The sequence below is a fragment of the Rhizobium indicum genome (assembly GCF_005862305.2).
Classification (GTDB): Bacteria; Pseudomonadota; Alphaproteobacteria; order Rhizobiales; family Rhizobiaceae; genus Rhizobium; species Rhizobium indicum.
Genome location: NZ_CP054021.1, coordinates 4920888 through 4941949, shown reverse-complemented (window position 1 = coordinate 4941949; position 21062 = coordinate 4920888). Strand labels below are relative to the sequence as shown.

General features: G+C 62.2%; 22 protein-coding genes. 8 read left to right on the top strand and 14 right to left on the bottom strand.

Annotated elements, in window-relative coordinates; translation table 11 throughout:
- Positions 1–306 precede the first annotated feature (306 nt).
- Complete coding sequence (locus FFM53_RS24025) at positions 307–1350, top strand: LacI family transcriptional regulator (protein WP_012757809.1); 1044 nt, start codon at positions 307–309, stop codon at positions 1348–1350.
- A 57-nt stretch (positions 1351–1407) separates the two neighbouring features.
- Here FFM53_RS24025 and leuS read toward each other — a convergent pair whose 3' ends face one another.
- Positions 1408–3924 (bottom strand): leucine--tRNA ligase, encoded by a 2517-nt coding sequence (gene leuS / locus FFM53_RS24020; RefSeq protein WP_138390981.1) that lies wholly within the window; start codon positions 3922–3924, stop codon positions 1408–1410.
- 394 nt (positions 3925–4318) lie between these two features.
- Entirely contained in the window at positions 4319–5227 is a 909-nt protein-coding gene (locus tag FFM53_RS24015) for a LysR family transcriptional regulator (protein ID WP_138390980.1), read from the bottom strand.
- Between the two features lie 174 nt (positions 5228–5401).
- Between FFM53_RS24015 and FFM53_RS24010 the strand changes: the two genes are divergently transcribed.
- From FFM53_RS24010 to FFM53_RS24000, 3 genes are read left to right on the top strand one after another with little or no spacing between them, the layout of a single operon-like run.
- Entirely contained in the window at positions 5402–6016 is a 615-nt protein-coding gene (locus FFM53_RS24010) for a C39 family peptidase (RefSeq protein ID WP_138329161.1), read from the top strand.
- 34 nt (positions 6017–6050) lie between these two features.
- Positions 6051–7127, top strand: a complete 1077-nt coding sequence (locus FFM53_RS24005) for a D-alanine--D-alanine ligase family protein (protein ID WP_138390979.1) — start codon at positions 6051–6053, stop codon at positions 7125–7127.
- A 15-nt stretch (positions 7128–7142) separates the two neighbouring features.
- On the top strand, positions 7143–7688 hold the full coding sequence (locus FFM53_RS24000) for an AAA family ATPase (RefSeq protein WP_138390978.1): 546 nt from the start codon (positions 7143–7145) through the stop codon (positions 7686–7688).
- 8 nt (positions 7689–7696) lie between these two features.
- Here the strand turns inward: FFM53_RS24000 and FFM53_RS23995 are convergent, their stop codons facing one another.
- The 3 genes from FFM53_RS23995 to FFM53_RS23985 form a co-directional block, all read right to left on the bottom strand.
- Complete coding sequence (locus FFM53_RS23995; RefSeq protein WP_138390977.1) at positions 7697–8314, bottom strand: class I SAM-dependent methyltransferase; 618 nt, start codon at positions 8312–8314, stop codon at positions 7697–7699.
- Between the two features lie 105 nt (positions 8315–8419).
- Positions 8420–8929: a GNAT family N-acetyltransferase gene (locus FFM53_RS23990; protein WP_138329157.1), complete on the bottom strand. Its 510-nt coding sequence runs from the start codon at positions 8927–8929 to the stop codon at positions 8420–8422.
- Between the two features lie 56 nt (positions 8930–8985).
- The gene (locus FFM53_RS23985; RefSeq protein WP_138390976.1) at positions 8986–9480 is read right to left on the bottom strand and encodes a GNAT family N-acetyltransferase; all 495 of its coding nucleotides are present in this window, start codon (positions 9478–9480) and stop codon (positions 8986–8988) included.
- A 248-nt stretch (positions 9481–9728) separates the two neighbouring features.
- Here FFM53_RS23985 and FFM53_RS23980 point away from each other — a divergent pair, with 248 nt between their 5' ends.
- Positions 9729–10106 (top strand): VOC family protein, encoded by a 378-nt coding sequence (locus FFM53_RS23980; protein WP_138390975.1) that lies wholly within the window; start codon positions 9729–9731, stop codon positions 10104–10106.
- 73 nt (positions 10107–10179) lie between these two features.
- Here the strand turns inward: FFM53_RS23980 and FFM53_RS23975 are convergent, their stop codons facing one another.
- Positions 10180–10944, bottom strand: a complete 765-nt coding sequence (locus FFM53_RS23975) for a carbon-nitrogen hydrolase family protein (RefSeq protein ID WP_138390974.1) — start codon at positions 10942–10944, stop codon at positions 10180–10182.
- Between the two features lie 84 nt (positions 10945–11028).
- Entirely contained in the window at positions 11029–12459 is a 1431-nt protein-coding gene (gndA, locus tag FFM53_RS23970; RefSeq protein WP_138390973.1) for an NADP-dependent phosphogluconate dehydrogenase, read from the bottom strand.
- Positions 12460–12690: 231 nt separating this feature from the next.
- Between gndA and FFM53_RS23965 the strand changes: the two genes are divergently transcribed.
- The 3 genes from FFM53_RS23965 (at position 12691) to FFM53_RS23955 (ending at position 14308) form a co-directional block, all read left to right on the top strand.
- Positions 12691–13479: a helix-turn-helix domain-containing protein gene (locus FFM53_RS23965; RefSeq protein ID WP_138390972.1), complete on the top strand. Its 789-nt coding sequence runs from the start codon at positions 12691–12693 to the stop codon at positions 13477–13479.
- 70 nt (positions 13480–13549) lie between these two features.
- Positions 13550–13948 (top strand): polyketide cyclase, encoded by a 399-nt coding sequence (locus FFM53_RS23960; RefSeq protein WP_020050326.1) that lies wholly within the window; start codon positions 13550–13552, stop codon positions 13946–13948.
- Entirely contained in the window at positions 13949–14308 is a 360-nt protein-coding gene (locus FFM53_RS23955; protein ID WP_138329151.1) for a VOC family protein, read from the top strand.
- Between the two features lie 167 nt (positions 14309–14475).
- Here FFM53_RS23955 and FFM53_RS23950 read toward each other — a convergent pair whose 3' ends face one another.
- The 7 genes from FFM53_RS23950 to FFM53_RS23920 form a co-directional block, all read right to left on the bottom strand.
- The gene (locus FFM53_RS23950; RefSeq protein ID WP_138390971.1) at positions 14476–15192 is read right to left on the bottom strand and encodes a PAS domain-containing protein; all 717 of its coding nucleotides are present in this window, start codon (positions 15190–15192) and stop codon (positions 14476–14478) included.
- 250 nt (positions 15193–15442) lie between these two features.
- Entirely contained in the window at positions 15443–16378 is a 936-nt protein-coding gene (locus FFM53_RS23945; RefSeq protein WP_138390970.1) for a lipid A biosynthesis lauroyl acyltransferase, read from the bottom strand.
- Positions 16379–16382: 4 nt separating this feature from the next.
- Positions 16383–17411 carry a zinc-binding dehydrogenase gene (locus tag FFM53_RS23940; protein ID WP_138390969.1) on the bottom strand — a complete coding sequence of 343 codons (1029 nt, stop codon included), beginning with the start codon at positions 17409–17411 and terminating at the stop codon, positions 16383–16385.
- A 56-nt stretch (positions 17412–17467) separates the two neighbouring features.
- Positions 17468–18754, bottom strand: a complete 1287-nt coding sequence (locus tag FFM53_RS23935) for a beta-ketoacyl-ACP synthase (protein ID WP_003540471.1) — start codon at positions 18752–18754, stop codon at positions 17468–17470.
- A gap of 12 nt (positions 18755–18766) precedes the next feature.
- Positions 18767–19972, bottom strand: coding sequence for a beta-ketoacyl-ACP synthase (locus FFM53_RS23930; protein ID WP_138390968.1), 1206 nt, complete (start codon positions 19970–19972; stop codon positions 18767–18769).
- Positions 19969–20451, bottom strand: coding sequence for a 3-hydroxyacyl-ACP dehydratase FabZ family protein (locus FFM53_RS23925; protein WP_003540474.1), 483 nt, complete (start codon positions 20449–20451; stop codon positions 19969–19971). The genes FFM53_RS23930 and FFM53_RS23925 overlap by 4 nt, the downstream gene beginning before the upstream one ends.
- 203 nt (positions 20452–20654) lie before the next feature.
- Positions 20655–20933, bottom strand: coding sequence for an acyl carrier protein (locus tag FFM53_RS23920; protein ID WP_003540486.1), 279 nt, complete (start codon positions 20931–20933; stop codon positions 20655–20657).
- Between the last annotated feature and the right edge of the window lie 129 nt (positions 20934–21062).

Sequence of the window (21062 nt, the reverse complement as noted above, 5' to 3'; positions counted from 1 at the left end):
TACCAGGCCGGGCGTTCCCGCACATGCGTTTCCACTTTATCAATTTGAATTTGCGTAATAATTTTACACAATAAATTTAGCCTTCCAATTCAGTCTCTTCGCAATCGCAATAAAACAGAGCACGGATTGCCGATTCAACCTATACGTACAATGTTGCAATGCACACAACAAAAAGCACTCGACATTTCTACTGTATCGTTACAGATTGCATTCTTCAGGGAGGTGCGATTTTGGCATGCGGCGGGCTTACGACGCTGGAAAAAGCCTCTATAAGCGACACCAATTCGCGCAGGACGGCCTAAAGGGATGGAAAACAAGGGAAATTTCGGGAACGCGGCATCGACGCCGGCAGCGCGCGAGCGCCCGACGTTGAAGACGATCGCCTTCATGACGGGCCTTGGCGTGACGACGGTGTCGCGTGCGCTGAAGGATGCGCCGGATATCGGGGCCGAAACCAAGGAGCGCGTGCGCATGGTCGCCCGCCAGCTCGGCTACCAGCCGAACAGGGCGGGTGTGCGCCTCCGTACCGGCAAGACCAACGTCATCGCCCTCGTCCTCAGCATCGACGAGGAGATCATGGGCTTCTCGAGCCAGATGGTCTTCGGCATCTCCGAGGTGCTATCCGGCACGCCCTATCATATCGTCATCACGCCGCATTCGCACAGCAAGGACCCGATGCTGCCGGTGCGCTATATCCTTGATACCGGCTCGGCCGACGGCGTCATCATCTCACGCATCGAGCCAGACGATCCGCGCGTAAGGCTGCTGAGCGAGCGCGGCATGCCCTTTGCCACGCATGGGCGCACCGATGCGGGTCTGACGCATCCCTTCCACGATTTCGACAACGAGGCCTTCGCCCATAAGGCGGTGGAAAAGCTGGTCAAGCGCGGCCGGCGCCGCATCGCGCTGCTGCAGCCGCCGAGCAAACTCACTTACTACGCCCATATCCGCATCGGCTTCCAGACCGGCCTGCATGATTATGGCGCCGAGGAAGTGCCGCTGCGCATCAACACCGACGCCCCGCTCGCCGACATCCGCGACGTCGTCGAGGTGATGATGCGCTCGGCCAACGCACCGGATGGCATCGTCTGTTCGGCCGGCAGTGCTGCAATCGCCGTCAATGCCGGCATCGAAGCCGCCGGCAAGGCGCTCGGCCGCGATCTCGACATGGTCTCCAAACAATCGGTGCCGATCCTCAACTGGATCCGCCCCGAGATCATCACCGCCCAGGAGGACGTCCGCCACGCCGGCCGCGAAATGGCCAAAGCCGTCATCGCCCGCATCGACGGCGTCGAACCGGAACTGCTGCAGAGCATTAGTCAGCCGACCTGGCCGGAGAGTGGCAGGTAGGCAGTCGGTTGAAGGAACGGACCGTCGGGTTCAAATCCGACGATCCGCTTTGGATCATCACAGGTCTTCGACGACGAAATTCACCAGTCGCCCCGGAACCAGAACTTCCTTGACCACCGTTTTGCCGTCGAGCAAGGCCATAACGGAAGGTTCGGATCGCGCCGCTGCAAGCAGCGCCTCGCCGAGATCGGCGGCGGCTTCGAAGCGGTGGCGAACCTTGCCGTTGATCTGCACGACATATTCGCGGGTCTCCATCTCGATCATTGCAGGATCGAAAGTGGGCCAGGAAACCCATGTCAGTGTTTCCCCGTGACCAAGCTTGCTCCATAACTCCTCCGCGATGTGAGGCGCAAAGGGTGCGAGCAACAGCACGAATGTCTCCACCACTTCGCGCGGACGCACTGCTTCCGCCGTCAGTGCGTTGGCCAGTTCCATCAGCCGGGAAACCGCGGTATTGAACCGAATTGCTTCGATATCCGCCGTCACGGTCTTCACCGTCTGGTGGCGCAAGCGCAGAAGCTGCGGGCTGGGGGCCGCCTCCAGCACCACTGGAGAGAGGCCATCGCTCTCGTCGCAGACAATGCGCCAGGCACGCTCCAGAAACCGACGCACGCCGATCACGCCAGCGGTCTGCCAGGGTTTTGCCGCGTCCAGAGGTCCCATGAACATCTCGTACAGGCGCAAGGCGTCGGCCCCGAACTGATCGACAACATCGTCGGGATTGACAACGTTCAGCCGCGACTTCGACATCTTCTCGACGGCGCGCTGCACTTCGACCGACCCAGCGAACCATCTGCCCTCCTCTTCGACGACCGACGACGGCGCGTAATACCGGCCAGCCGCATCGCCGTAGGAATGAGCAAGGATCATGCCTTGGTTGAACAGCCGCTGGAACGGCTCTTCCGTCGAAACGACGCCGATGTCGTAGAGCACCTTATGCCAGAAGCGGGCATAGAGCAGATGCAGGACCGCGTGCTCGGCGCCGCCGACATAGAGATCGACCGGCATCCAATAGCGCTCGGCCTCGCGCCCGACGGGTTTGCTGGTGTTCTCCGGATCGAGGAATCTGAGATAATACCAGCAGGAGCCCGCCCATTGCGGCATCGTGTTGGTCTCCCTCCGTGCCGGAATGTCGGTGCCCGGCACGGTCGTTTCGACCCAGGCCTGCGCACGGGCAAGCGGCGGTTCGCCATCCGGCGTCGGAGCGTAGTCGTCCAGTTCAGGCGGCAGCAGCGGCAGGCATTCCTCGGGCAGCGGCATCACCGAACCATCCGCCAGATGCAACACCGGGATCGGCTCACCCCAGTAGCGCTGGCGGGAAAACAGCCAGTCGCGCAGGCGGTGTATGACCTTCGGCCAGCCCGCGCCGTTCGCCTGCAGCCAGGCGATGATGGCGGATCTCGCCTCCGGCGAGCCCAGGCCATCCAGGAAGCCGGAGTTGGCCATCGCCCCCTCGCCCTCATAAGCCGCCTTTTCGATATCGTCCTCGCTGTCGATCACGCGAATGATCGGCAGCTCGTGCGCATGGGCAAAAGCGTAGTCGCGCGCGTCATGAGCCGGCACCGCCATCAGGGCGCCGGTGCCGTAGCCAGCCAGCACGTAATCGGCCACCCAAACCGGCAGCCGGGCTCCGTTGACAGGGTTGGTCGCATAAGCGCCGGTGAAGACGCCCGTCTTCTCGCGCCCGGCATCGGCCCGCACCGTCTCTTCCAATCCTTCGGCCTCGGCTATATAGGCGGCCACTGCCTCGCGCATTTCCGGCTCGATGATGGCGGCAACGGCAGGATGCTCCGGCGCGAGGACGATATAGCTTGCTCCGAACAGGGTCTCGGGGCGCGTCGTGAAGACGGTGATGACCTCTTTGCCGTGCTTGAGCGGAAACCGGATTTCGGCGCCCTCGGAGCGTCCGATCCAGTTGCGTTGCATGGTTTTCAGGTTTTCGGGCCAGTCGAGGCCGTCCAGTCCCTGCAGCAGCCGATCGGCATAGGCCGTGATGCGCAGCATCCACTGGCGCATCCTGCGGCGAATGACGGGATCGCCGGTCTCGACATAACGCCCGTCCTTGACCTCCTCGTCGGCAAGCACTGAGTTCTGGGCCGGGCACCAGTTGACCGCGACCTCCGCCTGATAGGCGAGGCCCTTCTCGAACAGCTTCAGGAAGATCCACTGCGTCCAGCGCACATAGGCGGGGTCGGTCGTGGCAAACTCGCGACTCCAGTCATAAGAAAAACCCAGCCTCTGCACCTGCCCGCGAAACGTCTCGATATTGCGCTTTGTCGTGATATCGGGATGCACACCAGTCCGCATCGCGTGGCGCTCCGCCGGCAGGCCGAAACTGTCCCATCCCATCGGATGCAGGACGTTGAAGCCGCGCATGCGTTTGTAGCGGCACGTTATATCCGTGGCCGTATAGCCGAGGGGATGGCCGACATGCAGGCCCGCACCCGAAGGATATGGGAACATGTCGAGTGCGTAGAATTTCGGTCTGGCCGGATCGATCTCCGCTCGAAAAATACGGTGATCGGCCCAATAAGCCTGCCACTTCGGTTCGATCGTCTTGGGATCATAAGGCATGCATCACTCCTGGCGCCGGCCGGCTATGCCGGCGACGTGTCCTAAAAATGAGAGGTACTCTTTGGTTCAGGAGCAGCTACGGCTGCCGGTGCTCCGGTGACGTCCGGCAGCCGCGGCTAAGTCGAAGCGCGCGCGAAGTTGCGGCGCACGACGTCTGCGCGACGCTCCGGACGAAAAAAGCGCGATGTGGCTTTGGAAGCGATCTGGTGTCCATGGACGGTGGCTCAAGGCAAATAAGGAGAAAGCAAACGACAGTATCAACCGGCTCCGATCAGGAGGCCGTGGTGGTAAGTCGTGCGTCGCGTGCGCGAACGCCTGCTGCTTGAGTTGCCATAATCATAAACCAAGAGTGCCCGATATGATCGCTCCTGCCAAGAGTGCATTCGCGCGAAAATCAGGATCTGTTCAAATCCCCCGGCGCGCTCTTTACCAGTTGATCGAGCACCGCCGCGATCTTCGGGTTACGCACCTCACCGCGCCGGGTAATGGCATAGATGCCCCGGTAGGTGGATGGCACCAGCGGCTTGACGGTCAGGCCTTCGCCAAAATCTCGAAGCGCCAGTCCGGGCATCACCGAAATCGAGCATCCGGCTTCGACCAGCGCGAACACGACTTCGAAACTATCGCTGAAACCGTTGATGACGGGCTCGTAACCGATGTCGCGGCAGGCCTGGCGGATGGCCCTGCAATAGGCGCTGGAGGCGACGTCGAGAGCCCAATGTTCATCCCTCAGCTGTGCGAGTTCGATGACGGGCTCGCACTCCAGCCTGTGGCCAGCGGGCAGAAGCACGAAGAGCTGGTCGCGGCAGAGGAACAGCGTGTCGGCCGTGCCCTCCAGCGTATGCGGATCGAACGATATGTCGTCGGCAATGACGATATCGGCCTGCCAGGCCCGGAGCGCTGCCACGCCTTCGGCAGGTCCCATCGTCGTCATGACGATGTCGAGATGCGGATGGTCGATGGAGAGCTGGCACATTGCGGCGGGAATGAAGGAGGAAGCCGCGGACGGCTGGGTGGCGATCCTCAGGTCGCCGGCGACGATATTCTGCAACTCGGCAATATCGGTCTTGGCTTCCTCGACAATGCCGAATATCCGGTCGGCATGCACAACGAGCCGCTGTCCGGCCGGTGTCAGCGTCACCCCTCGCCCGCGCCGCTCGACGAGCGCAATGCCGATTTCGTCCTCCAGTTGGGCGATCTGCTGGGAAACGGCCGATGAGGAAATGCCGAGCGCGTCGGCGACCGCAGCCATCGTCTCGCGGCGCGAGAGCTCGCGAAGCGTGCGCAATCGGAAGAAATCCAAGCCCGTTTCTCCGGTTGATCAATCGGCCATAATTTCTAACCTATATGCTTATTTTAATTAAGTAGACCTGAAGAAAACTGCACCTTAGCCTTGGATTCGCAAGCGGGGCATTGGCTCGAAAAAGCCAAGATTGCCGGCCATCTCATAAGACGAGTCACGGGGGATATCCACAGGATGCAGCAGAGCGGCGTGCCTTATTTCAGCCAATGGGAAACACCCGGCATGACGTTGCCGGTGCTTGCCGAGGGATCGCAGGCTCTGCTCAGCGATCCCCTCTGGCGCCATTCTGGGGCCGCGACGATCGAGGAATATGCGCGCTGGGCGGTGAATGTCTGCGGCATGGCCTGCCTGAAGATGATTCTTGCCGCGCGCGGCGAGATCCACCCCACCCTCGAGCTTGCCCACGCCTGCACCGCCTATGGCGGTTATGTCGTCAACGAGATCGACGCCTCGATCAAGGGGTTGATCTACGCACCCTTCGTTCGCTTCGCCGCCGACCGATTCGCGCTTCGCGCGGAGACGATGACCGGCGTCGAGACGTCGGCCATTCCCGAGCTTCTGTCGAGGCGGCGGTTCTTCATCGCCTCGGTGCATTCGGGCATCCGCTGGCCTGAGCGCGAGCCGCCGTCGAAGGGCGGACACCTGGTGCTGGTGACGGCAGCCAGCGACGAGACAATCCGCTTTCACAACCCGTCCGGCCACGACGCGGCGAGCCAGGCCGATGTGACGCTGCCGCTTGCCGTCTTCGACCGCTTCTTCGCCAATCGCGGCATATCGGTCGACGCCTGACCCTTTTCAACACCAGATCGTTTTGGAGACTTTCATGACCCCTTCCCCACACAGGCTACGCATTGCCGTGCTCTTCGGCGGCCGCTCGGCCGAGCATGAGGTTTCCGTGCTCTCGGCAACCAATGTCATGGGCGCGCTCAAGCCCGAAAAATACGATGCCGTCCCCATCTTCATCACCCGCACGGGACAATGGCTGCTGAGCAATTTCGAAGACGGCATATTGGCGACGCCTTCATCGGGCACCGAAATCTGCCTTGTGCCGGGCGGACGGGGCCGGATGCTGGCGATCCCGGCCCATGGCACGCCGCATGAGTTGGCAAGGATCGACATCCTCTTTCCCGTGCTGCACGGCCCCCATGGCGAAGACGGCTCAGTGCAAGGCGTGGCGGAGGTGGCTCGCGTGCCGCTTGCCGGCTGCGGCATCCTCGGCTCCGCCGCAGCGCTCGACAAGGACATCGCCAAGCGCCTGCTGAGGGCGGCGGGCCTGCCGGTAGCGCGTGCGGTGACGATCCATCAGGGTGCGGCCCCTTCGCTGGCAGCCCTCGAAGGTGAACTCGGCCTGCCGCTCTTCATCAAGCCGGCGCGGCAGGGATCGTCGGTCGGCGTCGCCAAGGTCCATGCCAGCCAGGAATTCGCGCCCGCCCTTACTGAGGCCTTCCGCCACGATCGCACGCTGCTCGCCGAAGAATTCGTGCGTGGCCGGGAGATCGAATTCAGTGTGCTGGAAGATGCGGCAGGAGAACTCTTCGTCTCTCGGCCGGGCGAGATCGTGCCGGCGGAAAGCCACGGTTTCTACAGTTACGATGCCAAATATATCGACGAGAAAGGTGCCGCGCTGAAAGTGCCGGCCGAACTGCCGCAGGAGGTCGAGGCCGCCATGCGCGACGTGGCCGCAAGAGCCTTCCGGGCCGTCGGTTGCGACGGCATGGCCCGCATCGACTTCTTCCTGAAGGATGACATGCAGTTCCTCGTCAATGAAATCAACACCATCCCCGGCTTTACCGATATCAGCATGTATTCCAAGGCGATGGCGGCAAGCGGCGTCACCTACGCCGAAATCATCGACCGACTGGTGGACCACGGCCTGGCGCGCGCCCGACGGACCGCCTGAGACGGGAGCTTGATCATGAACAGGTCGGTCTTGATTTCGGGATGTTCCGGCGGCGGAAAATCGACGCTGCTTGCGGAACTTGCCGTCCGCGGTCATGCCGTCGTCGAAGAGCCCGGCCGACGGATCGTCAAACAGGAACTCGAGGGCGACGGCGCAGCCCTGCCCTGGGTCGACATGGCGGCATTTGCCCGCCGCGCAATCGAGATGGCGATCGCCGACCACGCGGCGGCGCGTGAGCAGCTGGGCTGGACGTTTTTCGATCGTGGGCTGATCGATGCGGCGACAGCGCTGCAGCACCTCACCGGAGAACCGGTCCTGGAAAAATTGAGCGCCACCCACCGCTATCACCTGAGGATTTTTCTCACACCGCCATGGCCCGAAATCTATACGACCGACCCCGAGCGGCGCCACGGCTTCGACGAGGCGGTCGCCGAATATGATCGACTTGCCGCCGTCTATCCGACGCTCGGCTACGACGTCGTCATGCTGCCGAAAATCGCGGTCGCCGACCGGGCGGATTTCATCCTCGACTGCCTCTCTCGGGAAACGAAGCAGCAGTAGACGAGACGTCAGTGCCTGCGAAAAACGCACCACTGGAACGACTGCCGGCCACCGCCGGGTGTCGTGTGTTCCTCCCGCCAGTCACGCTGAAGCGCGAAGGTGGACGAGAATTCAGTCGCAAGCGCCACCGCGTCGTAACGCTGGACCGGCAAGCCGCTGCACCGTTCCGGCCCGTCCGGCGCGAAGGTCGCGATGATCACGGCGCTGCCCGGCGCCGTGCCGGTTTCGAGCGCGCGGCGATAGGCCAGCCGCTGCTCGGGCTCGGTGAGGAAGTGAAAAACGGCGCGGTCGTGCCACACATCGTAGTGGCGGTCGGGTTGCCATGAAGTGACGTCGGCAACCACCCAGGCGATGCGGGCGGCTTCATCCCGCAGCCGCGCCTTGGCGACCTCGAGTGCCGGCGCGGCGATGTCGAGGACGGTGAGGTCGGACCACCCGCGCTCGACAAGACGGTCGACAAGGCTCGATGCGCCGCCACCCACATCGATCAGCGAGGCCGTGGCCGGCAGTTGCAGCTCGTCAAGCGCCCGCAAGGAAGGCCCAGGCCTCGGCTGATACCAGCTGACGCTGTCGGAAGGTTTCGTGCGGTAGACCTCGTCCCAGTGTTCCCGCTTCTCGCCCGTCATCCGATATCCCCATCTCTTGCAGAGCCCAATTCCCTAACTGATCAACATGTAAGAACTGAGACGTCTGCAACCAATCGCGGTGCGCCCAGGACCATGTTCCGCGTTTCAGGACGCGAGGTGACGGTAAACGAGATCGGCAGGATCCGTTCGGGGTGCTGCGGGATCGAGACGCGCGCCCAGCCGTTTGGCAACGGCAACGGATGCAGCATTGCCGGGAGCGATATAGCTGACCAGCGACGGCAGCTTGAGCGTCGCGAAGGCCCAGTTGCGCAGCGCGAGCGCCGCTTCGGTCGCATAGCCTCTACCCTCGTATCCCTCGTAGACGAACCAGCCCAATTCCTTTTCGGGAAAGAGCGGTCCGTGATTGATCCCCACCTGACCGATGCATTCGCCGGTTTCGCCAAGCTCGATCATCAGCGCTCCGTGCCCGAAAAGCTGCCAAAGAGCGACGTCGTGACAGAACATCCCCCAAGCCGCGCGCAGATCGAACGGGCCGCCCATTCCGACGGATCGCGGCGACGCCATGATCTCAGCATAGGCGGCGAAATCGCCGATACCAGGCATGCGGAGCTTGAGACGCTCGGTTCGAATGGTCATCGCGCCCGCTTCGGACATGTGGTCACCTTCTCTGTCAGCTTGGGTTTGGAGTTTTGGCCGTTGAACGGAATATTCTAGCTTTCAAATGCCGGAGCGAATTGCAACGTCCCGCTTGGCGGAGGTCCGCGAAAGACAATCCGCTGCACCAGCCGCGTATCGAGGTCGAGATACGTCAGTTGTCCATCGCTGCTGAAACCGACACGGCTGTATATCTCGGGATTTCCGATCAGGGCGCATCCACTGGCGCCCATCTCGTTCAACAATTCGAGACCCCGTGCAATCATCGCCTTGCCGATACCCTGCCGCTGTCTCTCCGGCTTGACCGATATCGGCCCCAGCCCGAACCAGCCGTCATGCGCACCGTCGATCGTCACCGCCGAAAACGCCACATGCCCGAGAATCTCGCCGCCCTGCTCGGCCACCAGCGATATCTTGAGATCGCCCGCCGCGCGAAGTCTGCGGACAATCTCCGCTTCCGTACCGTCGCTGTAGGGCATCGGCTTGAATGCGGTCGAGGTCAGATCATGGATCGCATCGATATCATCAGGCGTTTCGTATCGGATAAGCATCTCTGTCAATTCCTCAAGCGCGTTGTCGTCAGTGCTGCCCGTACAAACAGTGTCTTATCCCACTGAAACGAAGTGTCGTAGATCCCAGAAAAATCTCGCGGGGATTCCGCTACCCTCTTCCGCAGAAGATTTCGAGGCTATAGACCTAGGCTCGTGGGCACCGTCCTGCTGATCGAAACATCGGAGCGTACCATCTCTGTCGGCACCGTCCGAAGGGTATTTGCGTCTCCGCAATCAGAGGTTCTGCGATGAATGATATCGCCGATCACGGTGTTCGTTTCGGACGAATTGCCGCCATGCTGCCGGTCAAGGACATGACCAAGGCCTATGATTTTTACGCCAATGTCCTCGGCTTCAAGAAAATATTCGAGAACGGCAATCCTGTCGGCTTCATGATCCTGAAGCGCGATCAGGGCGAGGTGCATCTCACCTTGCAGCCGAACCACAAGGCTGCGGACTTCAATGTTGCCCACCTGATGGTCGACAATGTCGATGCCCTGCACGCGGTTTGCCAGCAATATGGGCTGAGAATCATCAAGAGCCTTCAGGACAAGGACTACGGATTGCGGGCCTTCGTGTTTGAAGACCCCGACGGCAACCGTATTGACGTTGGCCAACCGATCTAGCCCAGCCATGAGAAGTGGGTGGGGATACAGTCCCCATCCAACTTTCGCACAATCCCGAATTCCGCAATGCTCGTCATTTGAGTCGAGCCCCTGCATCTTGTCCATCACAGGGAAAGTCGAAGACCAGCAAGCCGGGCTCCTCCAGCGGGAGCTGCGCCACGAGCTGCCCTTGCCGATTCAGCACGGCCGTCGGTCCCCAGGCGATGCGGCCGTCGCGCTCACCCGTTACGTCGGACGATATCAGCCACAGGCCTGTCTCACGGCATCTTTCGCCGCGAACGGCGTTATGCATTGGCTTGAATATTTCCGCCTTCTCCCGTGGCATCATGTTGTTGGAGAGGCATAAGATCAGCGACGCGCCAGACGCGGCGACCTTTGCGGCTGCCTCCGGAAAATTGGTGTCGTAGCAGATGTTGATCCCGAAGCGCAGGGTACCGATCGCAAACAGCGGACTGTCTTTTCCAGCCTCGAAAGCCCGTTCGCCTCGCAACAGGTGGGCCTTCCGGTAGCGGCCGAGGAGAAAGCCGCGCTGGACGACGACGGCGGTGTTGAACAATCGCCCGTCATCGATCTCGATCAGCCCCATGACCAGCATCGGTCCCGACCTCGGCAACCGATCCAGGACCGCCGCGAACTCGGCTGATGCGAGATCGAGGGCAACACGCCGCGCCGATCGTTCATCGGTCAGATAACCCTGCAGAAAACCTTCTGGAAAGACCAGCAGGGCAACCCCCTCAGCCTCGGCGAGCGCAGCGACCCTAACCGCATGGTCCAAGGCCGCCCCGACATTCTCCCGAAATTCCGGCGTCTGCGCGGCGGCTATCCGAATGCTCGTCACTTAGATCTCCGGGTTCTCGGCCGCGGCATCTCAGCAAAAGGCCCGGCGCAGTGGCCGGGCCTCTCCTTGAAAAATCGGTAGACCTCAGAAGGTCGAAGCACCGCTGCCCCAGGGGCCGTGGTGAAAGTCCTTGCCGTCCAGGCGGTCGAAGCCGTGGGCGCCGAAGAAATCGCGCTGTGCCTGGATAAGGTTTGCCGTTCCCCTGCCCTGGCGATAGGCGTCGAAATAGGTCAGCGCAGAGGTCAGCGCCGGCACCGGCAGGCCGGCGGCAATCGCGGCACCAACGACACGGCGCAGCGCCGGGATCGATTCCTTGACCATGTCGGAGAAGGCTGGCGTGACGATGAGGTTGGCAGCGTCCGGCGCCTTGGTGAAGGCCGAGGTGATCTCGTCGAGGAACTGCGAGCGGATGATGCAGCCGGCGCGCCAGATCCTGGCAATCGTCGGCATCGGCAGCGACCAGTTGAACTCGCGCGATGCTTCCGCCATCACCGCGAAGCCCTGCGCATAGGCGCCAATCTTCGCGGCAAACAGCGCCAGTTCGAGATCCTTGTTGAGCTCGGGGCCGTAAGCGATCGGGAAGGACACCGCTTGCGTGCCGAAGATCTTTTCAGCGGCTTCGCGCTGCGACTTCATCGAAGAGAGGCTGCGGGCGGCGACCGCGGCTTCGATCGCCGTTGCCGGAATGCCCATGTTCTGCGCTTCGATCGCCGACCACTTGCCAGTGCCCTTCTGGCCGGCCTTGTCGAGGATCATGTCGACCATTGGGCCGCCGGAAACCGGATCTGTGGCGGCAAGCACCTTCTCGGAGATTTCGATCAGGTAGGAGTTCAGCCGGCCCTTGTTCCATTCGCCGAAGATGCTGGAGATTTCGGAGGCGCTCTTGCCGAGGCCGTCGCGCAGGATGCCGTAGATTTCGGCGATCATCTGCATGTCAGCATATTCGATGCCGTTGTGGATGGTCTTGACGAAATGGCCGGCGCCGTCATTGCCGAGCCAGGCGACGCAGGGCTCGTCATTGTAGCGCGCGGCAATCGAGGTCAGCACCTTCTCGACGCGCTTCCAGGACTCTTCGGTGCCGCCGACCATGATCGACGGGCCGTGGCGCGCACCTTCTTCGCCGCCGGAAACACCCATGCCGATGAAGGTCAGATCGGTATTCTTCAGCCGGTCGAAGCGGGCGACAGTGTCGCGGAAATTGGCGTTGCCGGCATCGATCATGATGTCGCCCTTGGAGAGATGCGGGCGCAGCAGCTCCATCTGCTGGTCGACGGGCTCGCCCGCCTTGATCATGATGATGATCGGGCGCGGCGGCCGGATCGCATCGATGAATTCCTCGATGGTCTTGCAGGGAATGATCTGCTTCTTCAGATCGCCGGCGCTTTCGTAGAATTCGTCGGTTTTCTCCGGCGTGCGGTTGAACACCGCGATTTTATTGCCTTTCTCCGCGATGTTGAGCGCCAGGTTGGAGCCCATGACCGCAAGGCCGATCAGTCCGATTTCTGCCTTTTCCACGACAAACCTCCGATGTGTCAATTGGACCGGTGTTGTGGCACTGTCTCGGTCAAACGGCAAGTCTCGCAAGGGTCTAATCGGTTCGCAAAAGCCAATGAAATGAGGCTTGCAATATCCCCGCTTGTCCGACAACCCACCGGCTGCCTCTTCATCCGAAGCCGCAAGTTTTTCGCGCGTCCTGCCCGTATTGCCCTATCTCATGTTATCATCAGTGCCTCGGGAGATATCGCATTGGCATCGGAAAAGCGAAAAGACATGGCCCTCCTGGCGGCCCGCGCCGGCCACTACCGCGAATACGCGCCGCCGCCGGCGCTGCGACGCCATTTCAGCCGGCTCTGGTCTCATGCGCTCCACAACGGACCGCCGGCAATGGTGGCGATCGTGCCGGATGGCTATTGCGATCTCCTCTGGATCGACGGCCGGCTGGTCGTCGCCGGTCCCGACAGGACGGCGGCCTTTCCCGTCATCCAGCCGGGCACGACTGTCATCGGCGCACGTTTTGCGCCCGGCGCTGCAGCACCCTGGCTGAAGACGCCGCTCTCGGCACTGGTCGGCTGTTCGGTGCCCCTTGCCGACATCGGCCGGAAAGACACCGCCGAATTCGAAGCGCGGCTTGCGGATTGTCCCGACCCCTCGGCCGCGACGGCGCTGTTTGGCCGCCTGCTTGAAGAGACCGCGCGCGATGCGGAGGAGCCCGCCCGCGACGCCGCCATGATCTTCGCCTCCGCTGACGACGGTCGCCCGTCCGGCCTTCTCGACCGGCTCGGCATCAGCGAAAGGCAGTTGCGCCGTCGCTGCCACCATCATTTCGGCTACGGCGCAAAGACGCTGGAACGGATCCGTCGGTTCCAGCGTTTCCTCGACCTCTGCCGCAAGTCGGGCACGATGCCGCTTGCCCGGCTTGCGCTCGAAGCGGGCTTTGCCGACCAGCCCCACATGACGCGGGAGGTCGGTGAGCTATCTACGCTGACGCCCGCCGTCATTCTCGACCAGCTCAGCATGCGGAAGAGAGCCGGCTGACCGTTTTGTTCAAGACGCTGCCGGCCGGTTTGTTACTCTGACGAAACCAAATGACAGGGACCTGCAAGCCATGACGACAATGCCCGCGAAAATCATCCACCGGTCGATCGAGCGCGATTGGCGCGACGTCTATGAATTCGCCGGCAAGCCGGAGAACATGCCGCTCTGGGCCTCCGGCCTTGCGACCGGGCTCGATCCGGATGGTGCCGACTGGATCGCCGATGGCGCTCTCGGAAAAATCAGGGTGAGCTTCGTGCCTGCCAATGAATTTGGCGTGATCGACCATACGGTGACGATCGAATCCGGACTCAGGGTCTATAATGCCCTGCGCATCGTGCCGAACGGCGATGGCTGCGAGGTCATGTTCACGCTGCTGCGTCTGCCCGGCATGACCGATGCGCAGTTTTCCGCCGATGCTGCCCATGTCGAGAAGGATCTCGCCATGCTGAAAGCCCTGATGGAGAGATAGATGGCCGAGAAGACAGAAAACCACGACCGCCGCATCGACTATGTCGAATTCAACGTCGCCGACATCGCCGCCGCCAAAGCCTTTTACGGCTCGGCCTTCGGCTGGCGCTTCACCGATTACGGCCCGAACTACTGCGAATTCGACGACGGCCGGCTAAAGGGCGGCTTTACCGATTTCGGCCCCGTGCGGCCGGGCGGCCCGCTGGTCGTCGTCTATGCCAGTGATCTGGAAGAAGTGCTGACCTCAGTCGAAAGAGCCGGCGGCACGATCTGCCGGCCGATCACCGATTTTCCCGGCGGCCGTCGCTTCCACTTCCTCGACCGCGATGGTTACGAGCTCGCCGTCTGGGCGGCTGCTTAGCCAGACTACCCGAGGCAGCCGAGTTGGTCAGGCTGCCTAAGGCTGCCGACCGGGATCAGGCTGCTTAAGGCTGCCGACCGGGATCAGGCTGCTTAAGGCTGCCGACCGGGATCAGGCTGCTTAAGGCTGCCGACCGGGATCAGGCTGCTTAAGGCTGCCGACCGGGATCAGGCGGCCTGCGACAGCCGGTCGAGATCTTCCATGACGAGCAGGGCGCCGATCACCGTACCGCCGGCATCGCGCAGCGGCGACATGCGACAGCGCACCTGCCGCGATTCGCCGCTGCCGGCCGAGCGCGCATAGGAATAGTCGATCTGTTCGCCGGCAAAACAGGCGTCGAGCTTATGCTTGGCGCATTCGGCAAACCGCTCCTCGCCGATAAATTCGGAAAGGTGGCGGCCGATGAGCTCCATCGGCTTCCTATTGAGATGGGCGCTGTTGGCCGGATTGGAATAGAGGTAGCGATAGTCCCTGGTCAGCACCGCCACGCGATCCGGCAGGCTTTCGAGGATCACCGCGTTGAGGAACTGGCCATTGTCTGTATCAGGCACATAGGCCGGCGGCGGCTCGATGCGCACATCCTGCGGCGAAGGCACGCGCCAGTCCGGCCCATGCGCCCCGAAATAGCGGTCGAGCAAATAGGAGAGCACCGACGTGTGCTCCGTGACGCTGGCGCTGTCGTCGGCATCCTGGCTGATCAGGTGGCTCACGAACTGCAATTGCATGTAGACTTCGAGCAGATTGGCTGCCCGGCAGGCGAGGATTGCCTCGACCAGCGGCTCGACATGACGGTCGAGCGCCGTGACGCGCTGGTCGTCGCCCAGTCGTATGGCTTCCTCGATTTGCACGCAACGCAAAGAAAAAGCTCGAAAAAGCTCCAGCAAGACGCCTCCCACTCCCATTGTCCCAAGAGACAAGTCCGAAACCTCACATGGCTGCATTTCCCAAAAATGCGCCTTCCGGTAGACATTATTCGCGTCCTGGTGGTGACGGGTAACATGAAGTGCCCTCAGTTTCAATCCGAGAGCACCTGCCGCTTTTCACCGCTGATAAATGAGGGTGGACGTTTTTGGAGCATGATGCCGAAAAGTGTGAGCGGTTTTCGGCATCATGGCGGCTGAAATCAATACTGTTCTAAGGCGCGAGCGTCTGCTTGATCTGCCAGCGGTCGTGATACCAGAGCCACTGTTCCGGATATTCGCGCACCCAGCTTTCCACCTTGTCGTTGAGCAGCTGGGCGGCGGCCGGCAGGTCGAGATTGCCCTTGGCGTCGCGCGGCATGTCCAGCCGCGGCTCGATTTCCAGCCGGTAGCGATTTCCGGGCAGCCGGATGCAGCGCGCCGGATAGACTTCGCAGTCGAACTGGCGCACCAGCTTCGGCAGCAGCGGATTGGTCTTGACGTCGCGCCCGAAGAAGGTGCCCTTCAGCCCCTTGCGGAATTTCTGGTCGACCAGCACGCCCACCCCCTGGCCTGCTTCCAGCTGACGGGCGAGCGCGAAGGAGGAGCCGGCATGCGAGGGCACCAGCTTGCCCATGCGGGCGCTGCGGAAGTCGAACACCTTCTTGGCGACATAAGGATTGTTCGGCGGCCGAAAGAGCACGGTGACGTTGAGCCCGAAGGCAGCACCCGCTACCGGCAGCAGCTCGAAATTGGCGGTATGGCCGGTAAAGACGATGAAGGGGCGCGGATTGTCACGCAGGTCGAGGAAGATCGGGACGCCCGACACCTCCACCCTGCCCGGCTCCGACTTTTCAGGATCATAGTCGAACAACTGGTCGAGGAAGACGTATTCCGCAGCAAGCCGGCCCATATTGCCCCAGCTGGCGAGCGCGATCTCCTCGATCTCGGCCTCGCTCTTCTCGGGAAAGGCGTTGCGCAGATTGGTCAGCATCAATCTGTGGCGGCTGGTCAGCCGGCCGAGGCGTCGCATCATCCTGTCGGCGAAGCGGATCGCGCCGTCGGCCGGAAACAGCTTCAGGAAATTCATGAAGCCGAACATCAGCTGAGCCACCAGCCATTGCTGGAAATTCCTGAGCGCCAGAACGAACCGGGTGATGAACAGCTTCACGCGGTCAATCCATCTTCAGGATGATCTTGCCGAAGATCTGGCGCGATTCCATCCGCTCCAGCGCCCGGTCGATATCACTGAAGCTGACCTCGGTATCGATGACGGGATGGACGAGCCCGCGGCCCATCTTCTGCATCGCATCCGCCATGTTCTCCATGCGGCAGCCGAAGGAACCGAAGAGCTTGAGTTGTTGCTGGAACAGCATCATCAGGTTCATCTCAGTGGAAACACCCGAGGTCGAGCCGCAGGTGACGAGGCGCCCGCCGCGCTTCATGCAGAGCATCGAGCCTGCCCAGGTGTCCTTGCCGACATGTTCGAAGACGACGTCGACGCCCTTCTTCTTGGTGAGCTTGCGCACCACGCCTTCGAAACGGTCGGTGCGATAGTTGATGACGTGATCGGCGCCGAGCGCCTTGGCCCTTTCGATCTTGTCGTCCGAACCGACCGTTGTGATGACGGTGCAGCCGATCTTCTTGGCGAGCTGGATCGCCGCCGTGCCGATGCCGGAGCCGCCGGCATGGACGAGGATCGTCTCGCCCGGCTCAAGCTTGGCATTGTCGAACAGCATGTGCTCGACCGTGCCGAAGGTGACAGGAGCAAGCGCCGCGCCGATCGCGTCGACGCCGGGAGGGGCAGGCACCAGCAGGCGCGCCGGCAGGTTGACCTTCTCCTGTGCGAAGCCGTCGAGATGGAAGCCATGCACGCCGGAAACATGTTCGCAGAGATTGTCGCGGCCTTCGCGGCAGGGACGGCAGAGGCCACAGGTGCGCGCGCCGTAGATTGCGACGAGCTGGCCCGGCAGCACGTTGGCGACGCCCGGCCCGATCGCCTCGACGACGCCAGAAGCTTCGGCACCGATAACCAGCGGCATCTTGCGCTTGGCGAATGCCATGCCGCGCCAGCCCCAGACGTCGATATGGTTGAGCGCCACCGCCTTGACGCGCAGCGTCACCTCGCCGGCACCAGGAGCGTCCGGTTCCGGCAGATCGGTGATCTCAAGCTTGCGGTCGTCGATCAGTTGCAAAGCGCGCATGGCAAAATCCCTCGCCCCGAAGGCGTTCTTATCATCCTGAATTTGTCGGGAACCGCTTAAGCCGGTTCGAGCGCCATGACAAGGCTGGCATTCTGCCCGCCGAAGCCGAAGGAGTTGGAAAGCACGGCCGAAACCTGGGCTTCCCGCTTCTTGTTCGGCACGACATCGAGAACGATCGACGGATCGGGGTTGTTATAGTTGATCGTCGGCGGCAGCGTCCCGGTCAGCATCGTTTGCAGCGAGAACACCGCCTCGACGGCGCCCGCCGCCGTCAGCGTATGGCCGATCATCGACTTGTTCGATGAAACCGGAATGCCGACAAGCCGATCGCCGAACACGGCCGACATCGCGCCATACTCCATCTTGTCGTTCTCCGGCGTCGAGGTGCCGTGCGCATTGATGTAGCCGATGCCGCTCTCGTCGATGCCGGCATCGGCAAGGGCCGCGCGGATCGTCGCGATTGCCGGGCCGCCGTCGGGCGACGACCGGGTGCGGTGGAAGCTGTCCGCCTTGTCGCCGGCGCCCTTCATGATGCCGAGCACCTTGGCGCCGCGCGCGACCGCCGATTCCAGCGATTCCAGCACCAGGGTCGCTGCACCTTCGGCGATGACGAAGCCGTCGCGATCCTTGCTGAACGGCTTGGAAGCCTTGGTCGGCGGATCGTTCTGCGTCGAAAGGGCTGACAGCAACGAGAAGCGGATCAGCGCTTCGGCACTCAGCGATCCGTCGGTCGCGACCGTCAGCGCGCGATCCGTGCGGCCCTGGCGGATCGCCTCGATGCCGAGCTGGATCGCCGTGACGCCGGAGGCGCAGGCGGTCGAAAGCGTGACGGGAAGGCCGCGGGTGCCGAACCGGTCGGCAAGGCGCTCGGAAATAGCGCCAAACAGGGCCGCCTCATGGAAGGCCGGGTCCGGACGCTGGCGCAACGCCGTCAGGAAGCGCTCATAGGCATCCCCTGGATGGTCGGAAGCCGGCGAACGGTCGGCAAGTTCGAAACGCGCGCTCCATTCCGGCTCGATCGGCGGGGCGGCAAGAAACAGAGGGCCGTTGAAATCGCCGGAAAGGCCGGCATCGGCAAGCGCCTCGATCGTCGTTTCGCGGGCGAAGGCATAGGAGCGCTCGACGGCGTTCGGCACCGGAATGCCGATGAAATCAACGGTGCCGGCGATCCGCGTCGACAAGCCCTCGGTCGGGAAGCGGTTGATCTCGTGGATGCCCGACGTGCCTGACGAAAGCGCTGCCCAGTTGTCGCTGAGGCCCTGGCCGAGCGAGGTGATGATGCCCATGCCGGTAACAGCCACGATCGGACGGCCGAGGTGATCTCTATAAGCGGAAGCTGTCATATTTCTCACTCCTCACGCATCTGCGGAAAGAACGGCAACGCCCTCGCCGCGCTGGTGTCCGACCATGGTCACGACGGCGGCGGTTGCGCCTGCCCGCATCGGCGCCTCATGGGCGGCATCGAAGGGCGGAACCTTGGCCTTGCCGTCGACGGCAAGGGCTGCAAGCGCCAGACCCAGCGTGAACTGTGTCTCGATCGTATGGCCGGTGACGCCGCCGAAGCCGCGGATCGCAACGTCCGGCAATTGATGCTCGAGCACCGCCCGCTCGCGGGCGGCAAGATCGTGCATGCCGGTCGATCCGGAAAAGATCGCCGTGCTTTCAGTGGCAAGCCCGGCAGCCGGCGCCAAAAGCCGCTCCAGCCGGACTTCGAGATTGCCGGAATTGCGGTTGCCGCGATCGCCCTCGACCGCGTCGATGACGGCATAGATATGGGCACCGCGGGCCTCGGCATGCTTGCGGGATTCCAGCACCAGGAAGGCGCCTGCCGAACCGGTGATCATGCCGCCGCCGTCGCTGGGTCTACGCGACCAGAGCGGCACCCAATCGCCGCGCGCATGGGCGCCGATCGCTTCGGTGAGCAGGATCATGTCGGGCCGCTCGGCCGCGAAGGCGCCTCCAACAAGCGCATGCGAGGATTCGCCTGATTTGATGCGGTAGAAGGCGGTCTCGACGGCGGATATGCCGGCCGCTTCCTCGCCCATGAAGGTGCGCGACGAGCCGGTGACCTTGTGCACGATCGAGATATTGCCGGCGAGCAGGTTGGAAAGCTGGGCGAGGAACAGTGTCGGCCTCAGCTCGGTCGTCAGCTTCTCGTTGAGCAGCAACTCGCGGTCATTGCGCTTGAGCGCCTCGTCGACGATCAGTGTGTCGACATTGATGTCGCGCTCGCCGCCGCCGGCCGCCACGATCATGTCCATCGTGCCGCAGGCCTCGCTATCGTCCTTGAAGCCGGCATCGTCGAGCGCAAGGCCGGCGGCGAAGACGCCGATGCGCTGCCAGTTCTCCATCTGGCGTTGATCGCCGCGCTTGGCGATCTGCTGCGACCAGTCGATCTCAGGCAGCGGATGCACCGGATAGGGCTTGAACTTCTCGGTCTCGACGATCGCCTTCGGAGTGCTCGTGGCCGAAAGCAGCGCGATATGCGCATCCTTGCCGACGCCCTGACAGGTGACGATGCCTATGCCCGAGATGACGACGTCGTTTGCAGCCTTGCTCATCCAATCACTCCCTGCGCCGCGATCGCTTCGAGAAGCCCGATCTCGCCGGCACGTTTCTTCACGATATCGCCGAGCGGCACCTCGGAAAACGGCATGGTGCGCAATTTCAGCTGCGCATCGCAGACCTTCTTGCCGCCGCTGGTGATTTTAGCCTTGGTGACCGCGAAACCCGAACCGTCATGCTCCAGCACCGCCTCGATGTCGAGCACGGCTTCCGGTTCGACGAAGGTGCGCATCTTGGCGCCGTCGACTGTCATCAGGAAGGGCATGGCGGCAAAATTGGTGACGGCAAGCACCAGCATGCCGGAGGCCTGGGCCATGGTCTCGATCAGGAGCACGCCGGGAACGAGCGGCATGCCGGGAAAATGACCCTCGAAGACGGGGCTCTTCGCCGGCACGACGGATCGCGCCTTGAGCGTGCCCTTCTTCAGGTCCACCGCTTCGACGCGGTCAATCATCTGGAAATATTCCAGCAGCATTCGGATCCTCCGGCCCGACAGGCCAGATCCGCCCGCCAGTGACGCCTAAAGCGCGTCTGGTTCGCACTTTAGGTCTTTGTTTTATGCATGCCGTTGTCCCAAAACCGCTGCGCACTTTTGGGCGGCATGCACTAGTTAGGAACGAAACCGCCCGGCCGCCATATTCAGGGCGGCAGGGCGTTCAAAAAAGACTGTTATATCGCTCAGGCCTTGGCTGCTTTGAGCTCGTCGATCTTGGCGCAGAGGTTCTTCAGCACGAAGTATTCTTCGGTGGAAACCTTGCCTTCGTTGACTTCCTGCGTCCACTTTTCGAGCGGGATCTTGATGCCGAATTCCTTGTCGATCGCAAAGACGATGTCGAGGAAATCGAGGCTGTCGATACCAAGGTCGTCGATCGTATGGCTCTCCGGCGTGATCGTCGCGCGGTCGATCTCGCTGGTTTCTGCAATAATGTCGGCAACTTTATCGAATGTAGCGGTCACGCGCTGTACCTCATGAAATGACGATTTAAACCCCCTCATAGGCAAATCCATTTCAAAAGCCAATGCTTTCGTCCCGGCGTAGCGGCAATTTGGCGGCTGGGTGTTGCCTAAACAGCAATGGAATGCCGG